Origin of the sequence: Methylobacterium sp. E-046 (genome assembly GCF_022829625.1) — a bacterium.
GTDB lineage: Bacteria > Pseudomonadota > Alphaproteobacteria > Rhizobiales > Beijerinckiaceae > Methylobacterium > Methylobacterium longum.
The window spans coordinates 80071-94893 of sequence record NZ_JAKSYP010000176.1 but is presented as its reverse complement, the minus strand read 5'-3'; the positions used below and the strand labels follow the sequence as shown (position 1 = coordinate 94893).

Here is a 14823-nt window from a genome sequence, read left to right as displayed (position 1 = left end):
CTAGGCGCCCGGTCCCGGTGCGGCTAAAGCACCGCGATGTCTGCAGACCGGGAGAACGTGCATGTCGGCCGCGACGGCTGGTTGTTTCTTACGGGGGGAACCAACCGCGTCATGGACCGCTACCGCGGCGGCCTGCGCCACTGGCTGCTGCTGCGCGCCTGGACGCGGCTGATCGACGCCCGGGCCGCGCGGGCGGAGGCCCTCGGTATCCGCTGCCTGCACGTGATCGTCCCGGAGAAGCTCTCCGTCTACGACGACAGGACCGAGGGGCTTCGCTACGCACCCGCCAAAGCCTCGACGCGGCGCCTTGCCCGCCGGCTCGCCCGCAACCCGGCCTATCTCGACCTCCTGGCGCCCCTGCGGGCAGCCCGGAGCGGGCCGGTCCCGCTCTACCTGCGCACCGATACCCACTGGACCGTCCGCGGGTGTCTCCTGGCCTATCGGGAGATCATGCGGGCCCTCGGGGCGATCCCGCCGGCCGATATCGGCGCGCGGCCCCTGGTCGTCGCCGATGAGGTCATGGACATCGGCGAGAAGCTCCGCGACCGGCCGCGCGAGCGGATCGAGCGCTTCATGTTGCAGCGCGATGCCGAGCGCGTCGAGGTCGGGCCGCTCCTCGCCGCCTACGAGGGCGCGGGGCGCGACCGGGAGGTCCATGTCGGCGCGCACGTCGTCTACCGGAACGGATCAGCGGGCGCCGACCCGCGCCGCCTCGTCCTGTTCGGGGATTCCTGCGCCCATTTCGACCCGTTCCTGCTCACTGGGATGCTCGCCGAGAGCTTCAGCGAGGTCCATTTCGTCTGGTCGGCGAGCCTGGACTGGTCCTACATCGAGCGGGTGCGGCCGGACATCCTGTTGTTCGAGCTGGCCGAGCGCTTCCTGGCTCGGCTGCCCAAGGACGATTTCGACGTGACGGTCGCCGGCCAGCGCGGGACCGGCGGCCGCCTCGCTCGGATCCGGGCGAGCGGGCTCGGGACGGATCCGGCCGCCGCTCAGTAGGTCGCCGGCTCCAGCTGCGCGAAGTCGCCGATGCTCGCGGCCTGATACTTGGCGAAGGATTCCGGCGCGCACGCGATCCCGATCATCAGGACGAGCAGGGTCACGAGGCATGCGAGCGTCGCCGTGACCACGTCCGCGTGGCGTCGCAGAGCGTGGATCATCACGCATCCGAACGTGAACAGGGCCGCCTCGGCGACGGGCACCAGCGCGAACGACATCACTTCACCTCCCTGGAACTCTGACGGACACGGCGGGCGAGGACGGCACACCGCGCGGCCCGCGGAGCCGAACATGGCGGATCCTGCTGCAGCGCAACAGAAGCGGCGGCGCAGGCCTGCCTTGCGCAACGTTCGCGCGGCGCGTCCGCGCCGCTCCGGGACTCCGTCACCGGACCACGCGCACCGGCTCTTTCCCCACGCGCAGACGGGCCCATGTCGTCCCGGCCTTCCTCGCGAACGGGATATGACCATGGGCCTCTTGGTTGACGGCGTCTGGCGCGACCAATGGTACGACACCGCCGCTTCGGGCGGACGCTTCGAGCGCAAGGCCTCGACGTTCCGCAACTGGGTGACGGCGGACGGCGCGCCCGGACCGACGGGAGAGGGCGGCTTCCGCGCCGAGGCCGGCCGCTATCACCTCTACGTCTCGCTCGCCTGCCCCTGGGCGCACCGCACCCTGATCGGCCGGGCCCTCAAGGGGCTGAACGACGCGATCTCCGTCTCGGTGGTCGATCCGCATATGGGCGCGGAGGGCTGGGTGTTCGGTGACACGCCCGGTGCGACGCCCGATGCGATCCACGCTGCGCGGCGGCTCTACGAGGTCTATCTCGCGGCGGATGCCGCCTACAGCGGGCGCGTCACCGTCCCGGTGCTCTGGGACCGGCAGCGCGGCACCATCGTGTCCAACGAGTCCGCGGAGATCCTGCGGATGCTGAACGGCGCCTTCGGCAGCACGGGACCGGACCTCTATCCCGAGGACCTGCGCGCCGCGATCGATGCACTCAATGCCCGGATCTACGACCGGGTGAACAATGGCGTCTATAAGGCGGGCTTCGCCACCGCGCAGGACGCCTACGCCGGCGCCTGCGAGGCGCTGTTCGACGAACTCGATGCCCTGGAGGAGAGGCTTGATCGTGGCCGCTTCCTGTGCGGCGCGCGCCTGACCGAGGCGGACGTCCGGCTGTTCACCACGCTGGTGCGGTTCGACGCGGTCTATGTCGGGCACTTCAAGTGCAACAGACGCCGGATCGACGACTATCCGAATCTGTCGCACTACATGCGCGACCTCTACGCCCATCCGGGGGTCGCGCCGACCGTGAACCTCCTGCACATCAAGCGCCACTATTACGAGAGCCATCCGACCATCAACCCGACGCGGATCGTGCCGCTCGGCCCGGATCTGGACTTCTCGGCTCCGAACGACCGCGCGCTGCGGTTCGGTTGAGGTGCCTCCGCCTCGCGCCTTCCGCACCCTCGACGGCGGGCGCGGCGCGCCTAGTTCGCTTCTCAACCGGAGGAACCCCGATCCGCCATGACGAACAGTTTGCGCCTCGCGCTCCTCTGCGCGCTTCTCGGCCTTCCCTCCGCGGCGCGCGCCCAGGCGGCGCTGCGGCTCGAAGGGACCTGCGAGAAACTCGTCATCGGCTCGCAGGACATGAGCTCGACCTGCAGCAACGTCCTGATGAATTCGGTCAGCCGGAACCGCACGAGCTTCGACTTCAGCACGTCCGACGGCCGGACGCTCAGCTTCAGCGGCAACGGCGCTCAGCAGAAAGCGACGGAGGAGACGGACCCGCTGCAGCCGATCAACGCCGTCGTCCTCGGCAAGGACGGCCCTCCGACGCTGGCCATCGGCGCGTGCCGATTCTCGACCCCGGCGCCCGGCCGCACGGCGATCACCTGCGAGGCCAACGCGGCGGACGGTCAAGCCTTCGCGGCCACCTTCGTCACGGTAGCCCGGAACGCGGCGGGCGCGCCGGCGGCACCACCCGCCTGGTGAAGGGTCGGCATCGGCCGGGCTGGTCAGACGCAGCCCGAAGCCCCATTTAAGGGGCCCGTTCGAAAAGGTTCCAAAGCCATCCCGATGCTGAACGACACCCTCGCCGGAGGCAGCGCCCCGGCCGGCGATTCCGGCACACTCATCAAGGACGCCACCACGGCCAGCTTCCGGCAGGACGTGATCGCCGAGTCGATGCGACGACCGGTACTGGTCGATTTCTGGGCGCCCTGGTGCGGCCCCTGCAAGCAGCTGACCCCGGTCCTGGAGAAGGTCGTCACGGAGGCCGCCGGCGCGGTCGCCCTGGTGAAGATGAACATCGACGAGCATCCCTCCATCGCGGGTCAGCTCGGCATCCAGTCGATCCCGGCCGTGATCGTCTTCCAGAAGGGGCAGCCGGTCGACGGCTTCATGGGCGCCGTTCCGGAGAGCCAGATCAAGGAGCTGATCGGGCGCGTCGCCGGCCCGGTCCAGGATCCGGTCGAGGCGGCCATCGCCGAGGCCGCCAGCCTGATCGAGGAGGGCGATCTCGCGGGCGCGTCCGAGATCTACGCGGCGGTGCTGGAGCAGCAGCCCGACAACGTCGCCGCGCTCGCCGGCCTCGCGAAGCTGCAGCTCGACGCGGGTGAGGTGGAGAACGCCAAGCGGGTTCTCGCTATGGTCCCGGAGGCCAAGGCCTCCGATCCGGCGCTCGTCGGCATCCGCGCCGCCCTGGATCTCGCCGAGCAGGCCGCTGCGCTGGGCGACCATGCCGGCCTCCAGCGAGCGGTGGAAGCCGATCCGGACGCCCATCAGGCCCGGTTCGACCTCGCCCTCGCCCTCGCCGCCCGGGGCGAGCGCGGGCAGGCCGTCGACCATTTGATCGAGCTGCGCAAGCGCGACCGGGAGTGGAACGACGACGGCGCGCGCAAGCAGCTCCTTCAGTTCTTCGAAGCCTGGGGCGTGATGGACCCGGACACGATCCGCGGACGGCGCAAGCTCTCGGCACTTCTATTCTCGTGAGGCGCCGGCTCGCGCTTCGTCTCAGCAGGGAGGCGCCATGAGCACGCATGCGAGCTACAAGGGCCCGGCGGACTGCCCCGCCGTGATCCCCGTCTTCCCCCTGGCCGGCGCGCTGCTCCTGCCCCGCGGGCAGATGCCGCTGAACGTCTTCGAGCCGCGCTACCTCGCGATGGTCGACGATGCCATGCGGACGGACCGGATCATCGGGATGATCCAGCCCGATCCCGAGGGGGCGGGCGCGACCGTGCCGAAGCTCTACCGCGTCGGCTGCGCGGGCCGGGTGACGCAGTACGCCGAGACGGGCGACGGCCGTTACCTGATCTCGCTCACCGGCATCAGCCGGTTCCGGGTCGAGAGCGAACTCGCCTCGACCAGCGCCTACCGGCGCTGCCACGTCTCGTACGACGCCTTCGCGGTGGACTTCGAGCCGCGGGCGGGCGAGGAGCATGTCGACCGCGACGGCGTGCTCAAGGCGCTGCGCGACTTCGTGGAGTCGAACGACCTCAAGGTGGATTGGGCCGGGATCGACGAGGCGCCCGACGAGGCGCTGGTCAACGCCTTGTGCATGATGAGCCCGTTCGGCGTGCGCGAGAAGCAGGCGATGCTGGAAGCGCCCGACCTGAAGACGCGGGCCGAGATCCTGATCGCGGTCACGCAGATGGAACTGGTTCGCGGCTCCGGCCCCGAATCCACGATGCAGTAGGTTGCACGCACGATGACCAACGACCTCACCCCCACCGTCGAGGCGACCCGGGTCGACCCCAAGCTCCTGGAGATCCTGGTCTGCCCGCTGACCAAGGGCACGCTGGAATACGATTCCGCCCGCCAGGAGCTGGTGAGCCGCTCCGCGAAGCTCGCCTACCCGATCCGCGACGGCATCCCGATCATGCTGCCGGAGGAAGCCCGGCCGCTGACCGATTGAGCGGTTCGCGCCGCGCAGGCGATTGCGAGAAGCCGCGACGCGGTCCGGCGGGCGCCCGTGGGGCCCGCCGTCGCGGGCATCTCAGGATGACGGACAGATCTGGATCCGTATGCGTCGATCCAGAATCAGCATCGGCCGGTTCGAGCTTGGCTATTCCTCCGGGGCGTGGAGCCGTTGCTCAAGATGAGCCGTCCCGTCCACCGCCATACTCTTGCCGCTTCCATCGTTCAGCCTTGAGTCATCCTCCATCGATGATTCTACCCGGGCACGTCGCGTCGCGCAGTGCCCGCATCGCTGAAAGATTGCCATACGATGATCAAGCTGACCGCCGTCGCGGCCGTCGCCGCCGGCCTTTCCGTCCCCGCGTGCCTGCCCGCACGCGCGGAATCCGGCCCGCATAACGGGACGTGGTCGGTGGAGCTGGTCACGGAAAGCGGCCTGTGCAGCGCCCGCTACTCCTACGCGCTCGCGATCCGCGAGGGGCAGGTGCGGCTCATCTCCGGCACCGCGGGGGCCCGGGTCAGCGGACATGTCGGCGCCGACGGCAGCGTCGGGCTCACCGTCAGCAACGGGACGGCGAGCGGCACCGGGACGGGGCGCCTCCAAGCGGGCAACGGTTCCGGCACCTGGAAGGTGACGTCCCTGTGCTCCGGTCGCTGGACCGCGCGGCGCAGCGACAACCGCACCGCACAGGCCGAGTGACGATCGATCAGGCGGCTGCGGCCAGCCAGCTGCGCGCCTCGTTCAGGCGGGCCCGCTCGAACACCTTGATCTGAGTCGGCGAGACGAAGTTGAAGGTCTCGGCCAGCGCCTTCAGCCAGGGCGCGTCCGTCACCAGGGCGACGTGGCTGATGCTCTTCATCATCGAGATGCCGAAGCGCGGATCCTTGAAGAACGCCGCCGGCTCCATGCCTTCGAAGGCGCGGATGTCCTCGAGCAGCTTGATCTTGCCGCCCTTGTCGAGATCCGCCTTCATGGCGGTCATCGCGGCGTTCATCTCCTCATCGGTGATCTTCCCGTCGACCACGATCTCGGCGACGTTGGACTCCGGCGTCTTGGTATAGGTCAGCACTGATCGCTCCTCCGGGAACCGCCCGCGTCCCGTCGCCGGTCTCCGGCCCGGGGTCCGCCGCCCGTGGAGAGAGCCATACTCGATCGCGGCGCGATCGGACACCGTGCGGGGGCCGCGCCGCGCCCCGCGCCGATGGACCGGTCTCCACCCCGCCGGGAGCCGCGCGACGTCGCTCATAGAAAGCTCTGCGGATCGACATCGATGGCGACCCGGACGTTGCCGCGCACCTTCGGGCCGCGGGCGATCCAGGCGCGCAGATAGGCCTGGAGGTCGACGTTGCGCTCGGTCTTCACCAGCAGCCGGAACCGGTAGCGGCCGCGCACCAGCGCCAGGGGCGCTTCGGCCGGTCCCAGCACCATCACGCCGTCGGGCGGATCGGCGGCGCGGGCCAGCGCCTGCCCGTGCGCCTCGGCGGTCTCGCGCTCGCTCGCCGAGACGATCAGCGCCGCGAGCCGCCCGAACGGCGGCAGGCCGGCCGCCTCACGGGCCTGGATCTCCTCGGCGTAGAACCGCTCGGCGTCGCCCGAGAGCAGGGCGGCGATCACCGGGTGGTCCGGCTGGTAGGTCTGGACGAGCGCCCGGCCGGGCTTCTCGCCGCGTCCGGCCCGGCCGGTCACCTGCTGGAGCAGCTGGAAGGTGCGCTCCGCCGCCCGGGGATCGCCCGAGGTCAGGCCGATATCGGCGTCGAGGACGCCCACGAGGGTCAGGAACGGGAAGTTGTGGCCCTTGGCCACCAGCTGCGTGCCGATCACCACGTCGCATTCCCCCGCCGCCACCGCGTCCAGCTCCTGCCGCAGGCGCTCGGCGCCGCCCGGGAAGTCGCTCGACAGGACGACGATGCGCCGGTCCGGAAACAGAGCCGCGGCCTCCTCGGCGATCCGCTCGACACCGGGGCCGCAGGCCGTGAGGTTGTCGAAGGTGCCGCACTCGGTGCAGGCCTCCGGCCGGCGCTCGGTGTAGCCGCACTGGTGGCAGACCAGCGCCCGGCGGAAGCGATGCTCGACCAGCCAGGTCGAGCAGTTCTTGCACTGGTAGCGATGACCGCAGGCCCGGCAGAGGGTCAGCGGCGCGTAGCCGCGGCGGTTGAGGAACAGCAGCGCCTGCTCGCCCCGCTCCAGGGTGCTCTTCACGGCGTTGACCAGCGGCGGGCTCAGGAAGCGGCCGCGCTCGGGCTGGTCGAGGCGCATGTCGATGGCGGCGATGTCGGGCAGGCGGCGCCCGCCGAAGCGCTCCGGGAGCAGCACGTGCCGGTAGCGACCCCGGGCGGCGTTCACCCGAGTCTCGATGGCGGGCGTCGCCGAGGTCAGGACCACCGGGCAGCCCTCCAGGCGCCCGCGGACCACCGCCATGTCGCGGGCGTGGTAATGGACCCCGTCCTCCTGCTTGTAGGCGGTCTCGTGCTCCTCATCGACCACGATCAGGCCCAGGCGGGCGAAGGGCAGGAACAGGGCCGAGCGCGCGCCGACCACCACCAGGGCCTCGCCCTCCGCCACGGCCAGGCGCAGGCGCTCGCGCCGCTTCCCGCCGATCCCGGAATGCCAGGCCGCTGGCCGCACGCCGAACCGGGCCGCGAAGCGGTCGAGGAACTGCGCCGTCAGGGCGATCTCCGGCATCAGGATCAGGGCCTGGCGCCCCTCCCGGATGCAGGCCGCGACCGCCTCGAAATAGACCTCGGTCTTGCCCGAGCCGGTGACCCCCTCCAGCAGGACGGGCCGGTTGTCGGTCTCCTCGCCGGGGCCCCGCCGCCACGGGAAGCCTTCGACGAGGGCCGTCACCGCCTCGGCCTGGGCGGGCGAGAGCGGCGTCCGCGGGAAGTCGGGGTCCGGGCGCGGGGCGACCGGCTCCGGCTCGACCGCGACCGCCTCCAGGGCGCCGTCGTCGATCAGACCGTCGACCACCGAGAGCGAGACGCCGGCCTCCTTGGCCAGCGCGCTCTTGCCGCGCAAGGCGCCGTCGACCGCGACCGCCAGGATCTTCGAGCGGGCCGCGGTCGGCCGGGCCGGCGGCTTGCCGGTGATGCGCACGGCGACCCGCACGGTCTCGACCGCCGCCGCCTCGTCGGGCAGGCGCAGCACCATGGCGAGCGCCGAGCCCTTTGGCGCCAGGGTGTAGCGGGCGATCCAGTCGACGAGGCTCCGCAACGGGTCGGACAGGGGCGGGTAGGGCAGGCGGCCGGTCACCGGCCGCAGGTTCGATCCGCCGGCAGTGTCGCCGAGTCCCCAGACGACGCCGACGATCTCCCGCGGGCCGAGGGGGACCTGCACCACGTCGCCCGCGGCGAGATCCAGTCCGGCCGGCACCACGTAGCTGTAGGGCGTGTCGAGGGCGAGCGGGATCAGGATCTCGGCGATGAAGGGCATGCGCGGTTTTGGGCGGCTCCGTTCCGGGTCCGTACCATAGCGCGCGGAAAAGAACCCGCGCGCGTTCAGACCCGCCCCAGCCCCCGGACCAGCGGCAGAGCGGCGAGGCTGACCGCCGCCATCGCCCAGAAGGCCGCCGCGCCGAAGGCGCCGTAGAGCGCGCCGGACGCGAGGGTGGCCAGCACGCCGGACAGGCCGAGGCCCAGCGTGCCGTAGAGGGCGAGCGCGGTGGTGCGCAGCTCCGAAGGCGTGGCCTCCTCGATCAAGCCCAGGCAGGCGAGGTGCAGGAGGGCGAAGCTGAGACCGTGCAGCGCCTCGACGGCGGCGATCCACGGGATCGCCGTGGTGGAGCCCAGCACCGCCCAGCGCAATGCACCGGCGCAGGCCGCCACCGCGACGCCCGCCGGAAGCCCGATCCGCCCCAGCAGGCGCGGGCCGACGAAGAGGAACACCAGCACCTCGGCGGCCACCGATTCCGACCACAGCAGCCCGGCCGTTCCCGCTCCGATCCCGGACCCGCGCCACAGGATCATCGCGAAACCGTCATGCATCGCGTGCGCGCCGATGACGAGGGCCGCGGCCAGCACCGTGCGGCGAAAGCGGGTCAGCCGGATCAGGCTGGAGAAACCGCTCCACGGCGATCCGGTCCCGGCGGCGACCGCTTGGGCTGCGGGCACCGACAGGGCGGCGGCGGATGCGGCGAGGAACAGGACGCCGCCCGCGATCACCGGCGCGACGAGGCTACGGGCCTCGATGAGCCAGCCCGCGGCCACCGTCGCGGCGATGAAGGCGGCCGAGCCGGCGGCGCGGACCCAGCCGTACTGGAAGGCGGTCCCGCCCCGCGCCGCCGCCAGGGTCAGGGCATCGGCGAGGGGCGCGGGCGCCGCGGTCCCGACGCCGTAGGCGAGGCCCGGTCCGAGGAGCTGCGCGAAACCCGCGGCCGGGAGGTGGGCCAGAGTGGCGAGACCGGTGAGGACGAGGCTCGCCGCGAGGACGGTCCGGCCCGCCCGGTGCCGGTCGGCATAGGCGCCGGCGAGGGGGCCGACCACCAGGCGAAGGGCTCCGGCGGCGGCCAGCAGGGCGCCGATCTCGCCCGGGCTCAGGCCGCGCGCGGTGAGGACATTCGGCAGGATCGGCGAGAGGCAGCCATAGGCGCCGTAGAGAGCGGCATTCAGGACGAGGAAGCGGCCGAGGCCTCCACTCCGCCCGGCGCTCTTCTCCCCCGTCCGCATCCGCGCAGCCTCGCATCCGGGGCCGGCTCGGCGTCAGGCCCCCGGGGGCCCCGATCAGGACGGCCGGCGAACGGCGTAGCGGTAGCGCCGCCCTTGGTCATCCAGCAATTCGCTGTCCGATCCTTCCTGCCAGACGACCTCGTCCTCCGGCCAGGCGGCGTCAGTCAGGGTCGCCCCACGGACGATGTCGAGGCTCAGGCCGAAACCGTAGCTCATCGCGGTGGCGTCGGTGATGGCGGCCGAGATGTCGGCCTCGTCGGGCAGGCAGGCGAACAGGACGCCGTCGGCGATCGCGAGGGTGTAGGTTTGCAATGTTCGGGCTCCCGGAGTCGCGAAGTGCGTGGACCGGCATGCGAACGCCCAAACCTAGGCATCGCGGTCGCGATGTGAAGCGCTCCCCACGAGGTGCTGCATTGCACCATCTCGTGAGGAACGGCATACGGCCGGGCCGGCCCCGGGGGCCCCTAGCGTGCGAGATGCGCGTCGAGGAAGCGTGCCATCTCGCCGAACACCTCCTTGGTCTCTGGGGCGTCGAGCGTGGCCAGGTACTGCGCGTGCGACAGGCCCTCGAACACCTGCAGCGAGGCCTCGATCCCGGCGGCGCGCAGCTTCCGGTGGGTGCGGACGGTGTTCGACAGGAACAGGTCGCGGGTGCCGGTGATCAGGATCGCGGGCGGGAGGCCCGCGAAGTCGCCGTAGATCGGCGAGAGCTGCGGATCCTTCAGGTCGCGACCGGCCGCGTAGAGCTTGGCCGCCGGCGTGAGATAGCCCGAGTAGCTGACGAGCACGTTGTCGATCCACTCGTTGGTCTTGTAGCTGTCACCGGTCTCGGTCATGTCGGACCACGGCGTGCCGAGGCCGATGGCGGCCGGCAGCGGCAACCCCTCGGCTTTGGCGCGCAGCATCAGGGCCAGGGTCATGCCGCCGCCCGTGGAGGTACCGAACACCGCCATGTTCTGCGGCTTCTGCATGGTCAGCATCGCCCGCCACGCCGCGGCGGCATCGTCCATGGCGGCCGGATAGGGCGCGTCGGGCGGCATCCGGTAATCCACGGAGATTACCTTGAAGCCGCCCAGACCGGCCATCAGGATCGCCTCCAGGGTGCCGGCCTCACCGGGATTGTAGACGTAACCGCCGCCGTGGATGTGCAGCAGCAGGCGGTTCCGGTTGGCCTCCGGCATCTGCCGCGGCTGAACGATGAAGGCCTTCACGCCGCCGATCACCGCCGCCTCGCTGGTGACACCGAGTTTCTCGCGTAGGGCCGGAAGACCGGCGGCGCCGGCCGCGGCGAGCCGGTCGACCAGCGCCTTCCAGGCCGCCGGGTCCGACGGGTTCGCGTTCCAGGCTGGCGCACGGTAGGGCGCCGCTACGGCGGTGCGGAATTGCGGGCTGACGGTGTCCGGCACGGGAATCACCTTGGCCGGCACCGTCCGGGGTCCCGGCCCGGCGTTGGCCGCTCCCATCTCGGCTTCGAGCCGCTCGAAGCCGGAACTCGGCCCCTGAACGGGCGCGGCCTGCCCGAAGGCGGCGTGAGAGCCACAGGCGATGACCAGCATCGCGGACAGGCTGAGGCGCATCTCGTTTCCTCCTGCGACGGCCGCTGTCGAGGCCCCGTTTTTCGGGTGGCGGCTGTTCGTGCCGTGGTGATAGGGGCCGCGGCGCCGCGGAACACCGGCCGCGGTTACACCCGCAGCCGGGCGTGGCAGCCGCGCCAGTCGCCACGCGTTCAGCGATGGCGCTCCGGAAGGACGGCCGGCTCCTGCGGCTCGACAACGACGGTGGCCGGCACGGTACCGTCGCCGACCAGGGCCTCCGTGATGGCATCGGGGGAGATCGCGGTCTGCGGCGCCCCGGCCGCGGGATCGGGCGGCTCCGCGATGATCCGCGCGGTCTCGCGGCGTGGTCCGGCTTCCGCATCCGCGGCGTGCTCGTCGGCGACGCCCGCCACGGCCTCGGGCGCGATCAGGCCGATCCCGGCTGCGTGCTCCGCCATGGCGACGCTGTCCGCGGCGAGCACGAGGCTGGAGCCCGCCCGGGCGACCGCACCCGCGAGGCGGACGATCTCCTCGATCCGCGCCGCCTCGCGGGACACGTTGCGGATGTAGACCGCCAGCACCCGTCCGGGGTTCTCCTCGACGATCTGGGCGTAGACCTCCGGATCGTGCTGGCCGCTGTCGCCGATCAGCACGAAGGGCAGGTCGCGATAGAGCGCCAGCATGTGCCGGATCAGCGCCTGCTTGTGGTCCGTCGCCCGGCGGGGCAGGGGATGCGTCCAGGACAGGCCCCATTCCCGCAGGAACAGCACCGGCCCCGCCGGGATGCCGTGGCGCTGGAAGAACTCGGACAGCATCTCGTAGAGGCCCCAGGGGGCGCGCGAGACGTAGAGCATCGGGTTGCCCTCGGCCCCGCCCGCCCCGGCATGCAGCGCCCGGTAGAGGGCGGCCACGCCCGGGAACGCGACCCGGCTCTCGGCATCCTCCACGAACAGCCGCCAGAGCATCTTGAGCTTGTTGGCGACGCCGGTCCGCATGACCGTGTCGTCGATGTCGCTGACGACCACGCAGCGGCTGCGGTTGGGGGGGATGAACACCGCACCTTCGGCCGGGACCGGCGGTTCGACCTCGAGGAGAAGATCGACCGGATGCCAGCTTCCGGTTTCCGTCGGGCTCAGGCGCGGATGCAGGTGCGCGCGGAAATAGCCGTCCCGATCGGTCTCGACCCGGATGGCGTCGCCGCCGATCCGGGCCGTCACGGCGGCGCCGGCCACGGTCCGCCGGGCGATGCGGCGGCGCAGGTCGCGCCACTGCGCCCGCAGCGATTCGGGATCCTCGCCCGGTATGCCGGGCGATTGCCGGAACACCCGGCCGATCAGGAAGACCTCGTCGCGGGAGCCGTAGCCGCGGTAGGGTTCGACCACGAGGCCGCCGCGGCCCTTGCCGCCATAGCCCTGGGCGCGGCGGACCGGCCGGGTGAGGACCCGCAGCGCCTTGAGGGCGCCCTTGCGCATGCGCGAGGCCATGGGAGAGCGCCGGCGGTCCGGGCGCTCAGGCCGGCGGCAGTTCGGGGGTGAGCCCCAGGGCGTCGAGACCCTCTTCCAGGAGATCCCCGGCGATCGGCGAGCCCAGCAGGGTCGGCACGGCACCCTCGCCGACGCCTTCGCGCTCGCGGGCGAAGCGCACCGCCTCGCTCCATTCCTCCGGCTCCATGTCCCCGCGGCCGACGTAGAACAGGGCCAGCAGCTCCGCGCGGGAATCGTCGTCGAGGCCGGCGATCATGCTGCGAACCTCGGACTCAGTGGCGTCGTCGGTTCCCGAGATCAGCACGTCGGTCGCGCCGTCGTCGATCGGGTTGGAGCCGGAGTCCGGATCGGTGTTGCCTTCCTTCACCTCGATCGCGCGCAGCCGCAGGACGATCTCGGTGACGGTTTCGACGGCGATATCCATGCGCTGATCTCCGGACGCTGACAGGGTCGGGCCCGCGGGGCCCTCAAGCCGCGACAACGGACGAGCGGGCGCCGGGTTCGCCCCGTGCCCCAGGAAGTGCTCGGCATGAAGTGCCCGTCTTGCGTGGTCCGACCCCTTCCCGCTCCGGCGACCGTGAGTTAGAGGCTGCGAGACTTTCCGGCCGACCGGATCATCGCTGGCGATAGACGTGGTTTCTTTGAAGACTGTCGAGACGTCGTCCGCCGATACCGTCGATCACCGAGCCCGTGACTGTCAGCCCCGTCGCGCGCGCGCGCGAGTGCCGTCCGGTGCTGCGGGGCTCTGCGCGCTGATCGCGTCCGCGCTCGGGGCACCGCAGGCCGCCGCGGCCCGCCCGGCGGGTTTCGAGGCCAGCGCGCCGAGCTGCTTCGTCACCGGCGGCGATCTGGAGATCTGCCGCGAGGGCTCCGAGGCCGAGGGCGTCCTGATCTCTCCCGCGCCGTGCGCGTTCGTGCGCGGGGTTCAGATCCTGCGGCTCGCCCGCGCGGAGGCGCCCGGGCCGTTGCAGGCCGTGTTCCAGGGGCAGACACCGATCGCGAGCCGCCGCGGCGACGAGCCCTGCCCGGACCGGCGCGCCACCGACAGCCGCGATGGCGGCGCCCTGCGCACCGGCCGCACCTTCGAGGCCCTGGCCACGACGCTCCCGCCCTCGGCCGACCGGTTCTGGGTGGAGCTGCCGGAGGAGCGGAGCCGGAACCGGGGCTGGACCGAGCCGACCCCCTCCGCCGAGGGCATCGGGCCGCGCGACCCGATCGCGGTCTCGGGTCGGGACTGGGCCGGCGAGGCCTACAGCTACGTCTTCCTCCTCGGCCAGGAGCGCGTGGGCGTGACGGCCGGCGACGAGCCGGAGGCCGGGAGCCGGCGCCGGCGCGGGCGCCGCCGGGCCAAGCCGGAGACGCCGGCGGCCGGGCCGGCCGACGTCCGGCGCCGCGTCCAGATCGAGGCGCGCACCCTCGACTTCCAGACCTTCGAGATCCGCACCCGCACCGCGGACGGCTACGGCCTGACCTGGACGCCGTTCGAGGCCGGCGCCGGCCGCGGCCGGAGCGAACCGCCGACGCCGGCCGCCGTGATCGACGAGACCGGCAAGCCCGTGGCCTCGGCCTGCACGGCGCCGGCCTTCGAGACGCACGGCCTCGCCGGCTCGATCAGCGTCGTCGACCGTACCTACCACTACGTCTACACGGACGTGCTCCCGGAGGATTGCGGCCTCGCCCCCGAGAAGCGCCGCACCGCCCTCTACCTGCGCACGGCGCAGGACCTGTCCGGCGCGAAGGTCTGGTCGGCGGCACGCAAGCTCGCCGGTCCGCTGCCGCCCGGGAGCCTCGTCCGCGTGGCGCGGGCCAAGGGCCTGCAGCGCTGGGCGGTCTCCTACACCTGCCAGAGGCCCGCGAACGCGCCCGGCGGCCCGGTGGCCGACATCTGCCTGCAATACACCGCCGACCTGGCCCTCGACGGCATCGGCGCCCTCAAGCTCTACGCCGACCCCGTGGAGGCGGGCCGCTCGCCGGCCTATCTCGGCCTGCGCTCGGGGGGCGACGGCAGCGGCCGCTACGACCGGAGCGCGCATTTCTGGATGACCGACGCGCAGGGCAACCTCGACACGCCCGCGATCTACCCGGGCAAGGCCGGGTTCCTGACCTGGCTGGACCGGCTCGCCCCCACCGCCTCCGGGCGCGACGCGTCGAGCCTCTACGGGCGGCCGGTCTACTGGGCGACGTGGACGGTGCGCCGGATCGGGGCGCAATAACGCGCGGGA

Annotated in this window: 16 protein-coding genes; 8 read left to right on the top strand and 8 right to left on the bottom strand. The window is 72.0% G+C overall.

The window, feature by feature from the left end; all coding sequences use genetic code 11:
- Positions 1-36: 36 nt before the first annotated feature.
- Positions 37-999, top strand: a complete 963-nt coding sequence (locus MKK82_RS17380) for an alginate O-acetyltransferase AlgX-related protein (protein WP_243986341.1) — start codon at positions 37-39, stop codon at positions 997-999.
- Here MKK82_RS17380 and MKK82_RS17375 read toward each other — a convergent pair.
- Positions 993-1217: a hypothetical protein gene (locus MKK82_RS17375; RefSeq protein WP_238287267.1), complete on the bottom strand. Its 225-nt coding sequence runs from the start codon at positions 1215-1217 to the stop codon at positions 993-995. The genes MKK82_RS17380 and MKK82_RS17375 overlap by 7 nt on opposite strands.
- A 250-nt stretch (positions 1218-1467) precedes the next feature.
- Here MKK82_RS17375 and MKK82_RS17370 point away from each other — a divergent pair, with 250 nt between their 5' ends.
- The 6 genes from MKK82_RS17370 (at position 1468) to MKK82_RS17345 (ending at position 5620) form a co-directional block, all read left to right on the top strand.
- Positions 1468-2442: a glutathione S-transferase family protein gene (locus tag MKK82_RS17370; RefSeq protein ID WP_238287266.1), complete on the top strand. Its 975-nt coding sequence runs from the start codon at positions 1468-1470 to the stop codon at positions 2440-2442.
- Positions 2443-2529: 87 nt separating this feature from the next.
- Positions 2530-2997, top strand: a complete 468-nt coding sequence (locus MKK82_RS17365) for a hypothetical protein (RefSeq protein WP_243986339.1) — start codon at positions 2530-2532, stop codon at positions 2995-2997.
- 84 nt (positions 2998-3081) lie between these two features.
- Complete coding sequence (gene trxA / locus MKK82_RS17360) at positions 3082-3996, top strand: thioredoxin (RefSeq protein WP_238287263.1); 915 nt, start codon at positions 3082-3084, stop codon at positions 3994-3996.
- Positions 3997-4033: 37 nt separating this feature from the next.
- Positions 4034-4699 carry an LON peptidase substrate-binding domain-containing protein gene (locus tag MKK82_RS17355; RefSeq protein ID WP_238287261.1) on the top strand — a complete coding sequence of 222 codons (666 nt, stop codon included), beginning with the start codon at positions 4034-4036 and terminating at the stop codon, positions 4697-4699.
- Positions 4700-4711: 12 nt separating this feature from the next.
- Positions 4712-4918 (top strand): Trm112 family protein, encoded by a 207-nt coding sequence (locus MKK82_RS17350; RefSeq protein WP_238287259.1) that lies wholly within the window; start codon positions 4712-4714, stop codon positions 4916-4918.
- Positions 4919-5230: 312 nt separating this feature from the next.
- A complete protein-coding gene (locus MKK82_RS17345; protein ID WP_238287257.1) occupies positions 5231-5620 on the top strand; it encodes a hypothetical protein in 390 nt (129 codons plus the stop codon).
- Between the two features lie 7 nt (positions 5621-5627).
- Here the strand turns inward: MKK82_RS17345 and MKK82_RS17340 are convergent, their stop codons facing one another.
- The 7 genes from MKK82_RS17340 to MKK82_RS17310 all read right to left on the bottom strand — a co-directional run bounded on the left by MKK82_RS17340 (position 5628) and on the right by MKK82_RS17310 (position 13025).
- Positions 5628-5990 carry an STAS/SEC14 domain-containing protein gene (locus MKK82_RS17340; RefSeq protein ID WP_238287256.1) on the bottom strand — a complete coding sequence of 121 codons (363 nt, stop codon included), beginning with the start codon at positions 5988-5990 and terminating at the stop codon, positions 5628-5630.
- Between the two features lie 173 nt (positions 5991-6163).
- Entirely contained in the window at positions 6164-8350 is a 2187-nt protein-coding gene (locus MKK82_RS17335) for a primosomal protein N' (RefSeq protein WP_238287255.1), read from the bottom strand.
- Positions 8351-8415: 65 nt separating this feature from the next.
- Positions 8416-9582, bottom strand: coding sequence for an MFS transporter (locus MKK82_RS17330; RefSeq protein WP_238287254.1), 1167 nt, complete (start codon positions 9580-9582; stop codon positions 8416-8418).
- Between the two features lie 54 nt (positions 9583-9636).
- Entirely contained in the window at positions 9637-9894 is a 258-nt protein-coding gene (locus MKK82_RS17325; protein WP_238287253.1) for a hypothetical protein, read from the bottom strand.
- A 152-nt stretch (positions 9895-10046) separates the two neighbouring features.
- Entirely contained in the window at positions 10047-11159 is a 1113-nt protein-coding gene (locus MKK82_RS17320) for an alpha/beta hydrolase fold domain-containing protein (protein ID WP_238287252.1), read from the bottom strand.
- Between the two features lie 149 nt (positions 11160-11308).
- Complete coding sequence (locus MKK82_RS17315) at positions 11309-12589, bottom strand: App1 family protein (protein WP_373323325.1); 1281 nt, start codon at positions 12587-12589, stop codon at positions 11309-11311.
- 37 nt (positions 12590-12626) lie between these two features.
- On the bottom strand, positions 12627-13025 hold the full coding sequence (locus MKK82_RS17310; protein WP_238287250.1) for a DUF3775 domain-containing protein: 399 nt from the start codon (positions 13023-13025) through the stop codon (positions 12627-12629).
- A gap of 298 nt (positions 13026-13323) precedes the next feature.
- Here MKK82_RS17310 and MKK82_RS17305 point away from each other — a divergent pair, with 298 nt between their 5' ends.
- Complete coding sequence (locus MKK82_RS17305) at positions 13324-14814, top strand: hypothetical protein (protein WP_238287249.1); 1491 nt, start codon at positions 13324-13326, stop codon at positions 14812-14814.
- The last annotated feature ends 9 nt before the right edge of the window (positions 14815-14823 follow it).

Coding starts and splice junctions, on each gene's coding strand:
- MKK82_RS17380 (WP_243986341.1), top strand. CDS start 37: ATGTCTGCAGACCGGGAGAACGTGCATGTCGGCCGCGACGGCTGGTTG.
- MKK82_RS17375 (WP_238287267.1), bottom strand. CDS start 1,217: ATGTCGTTCGCGCTGGTGCCCGTCGCCGAGGCGGCCCTGTTCACGTTC.
- MKK82_RS17370 (WP_238287266.1), top strand. CDS start 1,468: ATGGGCCTCTTGGTTGACGGCGTCTGGCGCGACCAATGGTACGACACC.
- MKK82_RS17365 (WP_243986339.1), top strand. CDS start 2,530: ATGACGAACAGTTTGCGCCTCGCGCTCCTCTGCGCGCTTCTCGGCCTT.
- trxA (WP_238287263.1), top strand. CDS start 3,082: ATGCTGAACGACACCCTCGCCGGAGGCAGCGCCCCGGCCGGCGATTCC.
- MKK82_RS17355 (WP_238287261.1), top strand. CDS start 4,034: ATGAGCACGCATGCGAGCTACAAGGGCCCGGCGGACTGCCCCGCCGTG.
- MKK82_RS17350 (WP_238287259.1), top strand. CDS start 4,712: ATGACCAACGACCTCACCCCCACCGTCGAGGCGACCCGGGTCGACCCC.
- MKK82_RS17345 (WP_238287257.1), top strand. CDS start 5,231: ATGATCAAGCTGACCGCCGTCGCGGCCGTCGCCGCCGGCCTTTCCGTC.
- MKK82_RS17335 (WP_238287255.1), bottom strand. CDS start 8,350: ATGCCCTTCATCGCCGAGATCCTGATCCCGCTCGCCCTCGACACGCCC.
- MKK82_RS17330 (WP_238287254.1), bottom strand. CDS start 9,582: ATGCGGACGGGGGAGAAGAGCGCCGGGCGGAGTGGAGGCCTCGGCCGC.
- MKK82_RS17320 (WP_238287252.1), bottom strand. CDS start 11,159: ATGCGCCTCAGCCTGTCCGCGATGCTGGTCATCGCCTGTGGCTCTCAC.
- MKK82_RS17315 (WP_373323325.1), bottom strand. CDS start 12,589: ATGCGCAAGGGCGCCCTCAAGGCGCTGCGGGTCCTCACCCGGCCGGTC.
- MKK82_RS17310 (WP_238287250.1), bottom strand. CDS start 13,025: ATGGATATCGCCGTCGAAACCGTCACCGAGATCGTCCTGCGGCTGCGC.